General features: G+C 73.0%; 6 protein-coding genes. 3 read left to right on the top strand and 3 right to left on the bottom strand.

The window, feature by feature from the left end; genetic code table 11:
* Positions 1–888: SGNH/GDSL hydrolase family protein (locus AC2W7G_RS08775; protein ID WP_485868096.1), on the bottom strand; the 888-nt coding region annotated here is incomplete at its 3' end.
* Positions 889–1107: 219 nt separating this feature from the next.
* On the opposite strand from AC2W7G_RS08775, the gene AC2W7G_RS08770 reads away from it, so the two are divergent.
* Both AC2W7G_RS08770 and AC2W7G_RS08765 read left to right on the top strand, forming a co-directional pair.
* Positions 1108–1797, top strand: a complete 690-nt coding sequence (locus AC2W7G_RS08770) for an iron-dependent transcriptional repressor DtxR (RefSeq protein ID WP_485868095.1) — start codon at positions 1108–1110, stop codon at positions 1795–1797.
* A gap of 113 nt (positions 1798–1910) precedes the next feature.
* Positions 1911–2420, top strand: coding sequence for a PGPGW domain-containing protein (locus tag AC2W7G_RS08765; RefSeq protein ID WP_485868094.1), 510 nt, complete (start codon positions 1911–1913; stop codon positions 2418–2420).
* On the opposite strand, the gene AC2W7G_RS08760 is transcribed toward AC2W7G_RS08765, so the two are convergent.
* Positions 2352–3746: a DNA topoisomerase IB gene (locus AC2W7G_RS08760; protein WP_485868093.1), complete on the bottom strand. Its 1395-nt coding sequence runs from the start codon at positions 3744–3746 to the stop codon at positions 2352–2354. The two genes, AC2W7G_RS08765 and AC2W7G_RS08760, sit on opposite strands and share 69 nt — an antisense overlap.
* Before the next feature lie 131 nt (positions 3747–3877).
* Here AC2W7G_RS08760 and AC2W7G_RS08755 point away from each other — a divergent pair, with 131 nt between their 5' ends.
* Positions 3878–4915 (top strand): LLM class flavin-dependent oxidoreductase, encoded by a 1038-nt coding sequence (locus tag AC2W7G_RS08755; RefSeq protein ID WP_485868092.1) that lies wholly within the window; start codon positions 3878–3880, stop codon positions 4913–4915.
* Positions 4916–5001: 86 nt separating this feature from the next.
* Here the strand turns inward: AC2W7G_RS08755 and AC2W7G_RS08750 are convergent.
* Positions 5002–5265 (bottom strand): helix-turn-helix domain-containing protein (locus tag AC2W7G_RS08750; RefSeq protein WP_485868091.1); only part of this gene is annotated, 264 nt, incomplete at its 5' end.

Genomic DNA, 5265 nt, shown 5'->3' with positions numbered 1-5265 from the left:
CGCCCAGCGACCCGCGCCGACGACCTCGGTGCCGGCCTCGTGCGAGGCCTGCGACGCCGCGGCCGCGATCGGCATGAGGTCGCGCGGGACGTCGAAGAACGGGACGCGCCCGGTCTCGTGCTCACGCAGCGCACCGGTGATCGCCGGCATGAGGACGCCGACCATGTTGGCGTAGCCGGTGGCCGACGGGTGGAACCGGTCGGCGCCGAACATGACGTCGTGGTGCTCGAGGAACAGCTTGCCGAGCAGCTCGCCGAGCGAGACGGCGCGTCCGCCGTTGCGGGCGACGGCGACGGTCTGCAGCCTGGCCAGGCGGGTGCTGACCCGGTGCGCGTACCACCGCAGCGGCTGCTGCAGCGGGCGCACCAGCCCCAGGTCGGGGCACGTGCCCACGACGACCTCGACGTCACGCGACGTCAGGTCGCGCACGACCTGGCCGAGCTGGCGGGCCGAGACGGCGGGCCGCACCCGGTGCGTCACGTCGTTGGCTCCGACGACGATGACGACGACGTCGGGCTTGTGCTCCAGGCCGAGCTCGAGCTGGCCGGGAAGGTCGCTGGTCTGGGCGCCCACGACGGCGACGCTGCGCACGTCCACCGGGCAGTCCAGCACGTGCGACAGGCCGATCCCGAGCAGCCCGGCCGGCGTCTGGTCGGCGCGCTCGGTGCCGTAGCCGACCGCGGCCGAGTCCCCGGCGACGAGCACGCGCACGGGCTCGCCCGGGAGGTCGGTCCCGTAGAGGCCGTCGGGGGAGGGCGGACGCTCGTCGGTGACGCCGATCGCCTTGCGGGCCAGGACGGCCTCGCCGAGCAGGGTGCCGTAGAACCCGGTCAGGGCGGCGGTGCTTCCCACGAGCGCGGTGGTGGCTACTTTGCGGGGCGTGGGCACGCGGGCCATCTTACGAACACCCGCACCGGTCGTTGCATTCGGAGACCACGTGGGATCGGCCACGTCGTCGGGGGCGGTGGCTAGGGTCGGGGCATGACGACCTTCCTGCCGAACCTGCGCGACGTCGGTGGCCTGCCCGTGGCCGGCGGCGGACGCGTGCGGGGGCGGCGGCGGACGCGGGTTCGGGGAATCGCCCACCGATGCGCCACAATGGGGCCCGTGAGCGACCTGATCGACACCACCGAGATGTACCTCCGCACCATCTTCGAGCTCGAGGAGGAGGGGATCGTCCCGCTGCGCGCCCGCATCGCCGAGCGCCTGCACCAGAGCGGGCCGACGGTGTCGCAGACGGTCGCCCGCATGGAGCGCGACGGCCTGCTGACCGTCGGCGGCGACCGCCACCTCGAGCTGTCCGAGCGCGGCCGCCAGCTCGCCACCCGCGTGATGCGCAAGCACCGCCTGGCCGAGCGCCTGCTGACCGACGTCATCGGCCTGGAGATCGAGTACGTCCACGAGGAGGCGTGCCGCTGGGAGCACGTCATGTCCGAGCAGGTGGAGCGCCGGCTCATCGAGCTGCTCGAGCACCCGACCGAGTCGCCCTACGGCAACCCGATCCCGGGGCTGTCCGAGCTCGGCGACCCGCACGGCCTGGTCGACCACTTCCTCGACGGCGTCGTGCCGCTGCCGCAGGTCGCCGGGGCCACCGACCCGTCCCGCGTCGTCGTGCGCCGCATCGCCGAGGAGCTGCAGAAGGACACCGAGGTCATGTCGGTGCTGCGCCGCGTCGGCGCCCTGCCCGGCAACGACATCCTGGTCTCGCGCACGATCAGCGGCATCACGGTCGCCCGTCAGGGCGAGACCGCCGAGATCGACCACGACGCCGCCTCGCACGTCTTCGTCAGCGCCTGACGCGCGCACCACACGCCCGGTCCCCCGAGGGGCCGGGCCGTCGTGCGTCCCTCAGGGGAGGAGCCGGGGTGCATCCCGAGGACGCTGTCGGGAGCGCCTGGCATGCTGGGGACATGGCAGCGGCTGGCGCACGGCGGTGGTTCTCGCGCACAGGCTCGCTGGCGCTCGGCTGGCTGCTCGTGGTGGTCGGCATCCCGCTCATGCCGCTGCCCGGTCCCGGCACGATCGTGCTGGTCGCCGGGGTCGCGATCCTGTCGCGTCACTACACCTGGGCCGCACGGGTGCTCGACCCGCTCGAGGCCAAGGCGGTCGAGGCCGCGCGCTACGGCGTCGCCACCTGGCCGCGCATCGGGTTCAGCTTCCTCGGCGGCGTGTGGCTCATGGCGCTGGCCGTCGTGTGGACGATCGACCCCCGCATCCCGCGCTTCGAGGTGCTCGGCGTCGGCCTCGGCCCGCACCTGCCCGCCGGGGGCTGGGGCACGGGCCTGGGCCTGGCCGTCTCGGCGATCGCCGCCTGGGCGCTGCTCGCCTACAGCGTCAAGCGCTGGCGCGGGTCACCAGACGACGGCGATGACGACGTTGACGAGCGCGAGGGCACCGACGGCATGGAAGAGGCCCGCTGACGGGTGCGTGCCAGCCTGCTTGCCCTGCTTCTGGCCGAGGAACGCGAGCACGGTCACGACGAGCGCGATGACCAGCTTGACGCCGATCTTGGCGTGGTTCGGGTCGCCGTCGCGCGCGCCGTCGACGGCCTCCCACAGGCCGACCAGCACCAGGCCGGTCAGCAGCGCGGACGCCGCGCCGTGGAACATCCCGGGCACGACCACGCGGGTGCGCATGTGGGTGAGCCAGCCGCCGATGACGATGGCCCACGACACGAGGTGGAGGACGAGGACGAGGTCGTACACGGTTTCCATGGCCCTCATCGTAGGGAACCGCGTCCGGCGTCCGGCCCGGTGGCTCAGGCCTTCTGGAGCAGCGCCAGGACGTCCCGCTCGAGGGCCCGGCCGACCGTGCCGCCGGGGGAGACGCGGCGGTGGTCCGGCGACACCGTCTGGCCGTCCTCGAACAGGTCGACCACGCGCGGGTGACGTACGACGAGCGGGCGACCGCCGGGGTGTTGCCCAGGTGGTCCGACACCTCGCGCATGGCGGCGGTGATCGCCTTCTTGCGCGCCGTCTTCGTCCGCGCGGCGCGCCGGCGAGGGAAAGGGCGGCGATGACGGTGCCCCGCCACGTGCGGAAGTCCTTGGCGGTGTGGTCGTCGCCGAGCTTGGCCTTCACGTAGGCGTTGACGTCGGAGGCGTCCACGTGGTGCCACGCACCGTCCTCGTGGAAGGCCAGCAGGCGCGGGTCGTCGTCCTCACGATCGACCAGGTCGCGCAGCACGGCGACGACGCGCTTGTCGCGCACCGTCACCTCGACGTCCTGGCCGGACTTGCCCACGTAGTGGAAGTCCAGCGCCGTGCGTCCGTGCGGGGTCACGTGGTCGCGCTCGATGGTCGTCAGCCCGTACGAGCCGTTCTCCTCGGTGTAGCGCTCCGAGCCGATGCGGAAGATGCCCAGGTCCAGCAGCGCGAACGCGGCGGCGACGACCTGCGTGCGCCCGAGCTCCTCGCCCGGTGCGGCGGTCAGGTCGCGGCGGGTCGCGGCCCGGCGCTTCACCAGCGTCGCGGCGAACAGCTCGATGCGCTCGAACTTCTCCAGGTCGCGCTTGGTGCGCCAGTCCGGGTGGTACAGGTACTGGCGGCGTCCGGCGTCGTCGGTGCCCACCGCCTGCAGGTGCCCGTTCGGGTGCGGGCAGATCCACACGTCCTTCCAGGCGGGCGGGATCACCAGGTTCTTGCAGCGCACCACGTCCTCGGGCTCGAGCGGCCCGCCGTCCTCGTCGAGGTAGCGGAAGCCGCGGCCCTGCTTCACGCGGTGCCAGCCCGGGCCCTGGCACGTCACTCGTCGCAGCCTCACCATGGTGCGATCACCGTAGGGCGGCGCGGGCGAGGGCGCTCGTCGGCGTCGCTGGTGCCCGCGGCGGCGGCACGCTAGGGTAGGTCGTACAACTTTCAACTAGTGAGGACGCGGTCATGGCAGCGCAGCTCGAGCTCGGACTGGACACCTTCGGCGACGTCACGGTCGACCTGGACGGACATCCGGTCCACCCGGCCCAGGTGGTGCGCGACGTCGTCGAGGAGGCCGTGCTCGCCGACCAGGTCGGCCTGGACTTCATCGGCCTGGGCGAGCACCACCGCGAGGACTTCGCGATCTCCAGCCCCGAGACCGTCCTGGCCGCGATCGCCGCCCGCACCGAGCGCATCCGGCTCGGCTCGGCGGTGACGGTGCTCAGCTCCGACGACCCGATCCGCGTCTACGAGCGGTTCGCGACGGTCGACGCCCTGTCGCACGGACGCGCCGAGGTCGTGCTGGGGCGCGGCTCGTTCACCGAGTCCTTCCCGCTGTTCGGCTTCGACCTGAGCCAGTACGAGGAGCTGTTCGAGGACAAGCTGTCGCTGTTCGCCGAGGCGGTCAAGGAGCAGCCGATCACCTGGTCGGGCAGCACCCGCCCGCCGCTGGAGCAGCAGTCGGTCTTCCCGCCCACCGAGGGCGGCCTGACCACCTGGATCGGCGTGGGCGGCAGCCCGGAGTCGGTCGTCCGCACGGCGCGGTACGGCTTCGGCCTGTTCCTGGCCATCATCGGTGGCGACCCCGTGCGCTTCCGGCCGTACGTCGACCTGTTCCACGACGCGTTGGACAAGATGGGCCAGCCGGCCAAGCCGCTGGCCGTCCACTCGCCCGGCTACGTCGCGGACACCGACGAGCAGGCGCGCGAGGAGCTGTACGAGCACTTCCAGGCCCAGCGCGCCCGCATCGGCGCCCAGCGCGGGTGGCCGGCACCGACGCGGCTGCAGTTCGAGCAGGAGGCCAGCCCGCACGGCTCGCTGTACGTCGGCTCGCCCGAGACCGTGGCCCGCAAGATCGCCCGCACCGTGCAGGCGCTCGGGGCCGACCGCTTCGACCTCAAGTACTCCAACGGCGCCGTGCCGCACGCGCAGCTCCAGCACGCGATCGAGCTGTACGGCACCAAGGTCGCCCCGCTCGTGCGCGACATGCTCGCCGGCTCCTGACCTCCCGCCCTCGCTGGGCGTGACGTTGTGCCCGCTCCACGCGGCGTGTCGCGTGCACAACGTCACCCTCAGCGGGGAGGGGAGGCTCAGCCGGGAGGGGAGGACGCCAGGTCGGTGACCAGGAGCGCGACGTGGAGGGACGTGCGCACCTCGGCGTCGTCCAGGGACGCGTCCAGGACTCGCTCGAGCCGCGCGATGCGGTCGTAGAGCACCGGCCGCGAGACGCCCAGCGCCGTCGCGGCGGCCGCCTTGCTGCCCCAGTGGTCCAGGACGACCCGCAGGACGCCGAGCAGGTCGGTCCCGTCCCGCTCGTCGGCGACGGCGAGCGCGGCGAAGCTCGCGCTCGGCGA

This window comes from Aeromicrobium sp. PFPM2_SD2 (genome assembly GCF_057364525.1).
This window is presented reverse-complemented; position numbering and strand designations above follow the sequence as displayed.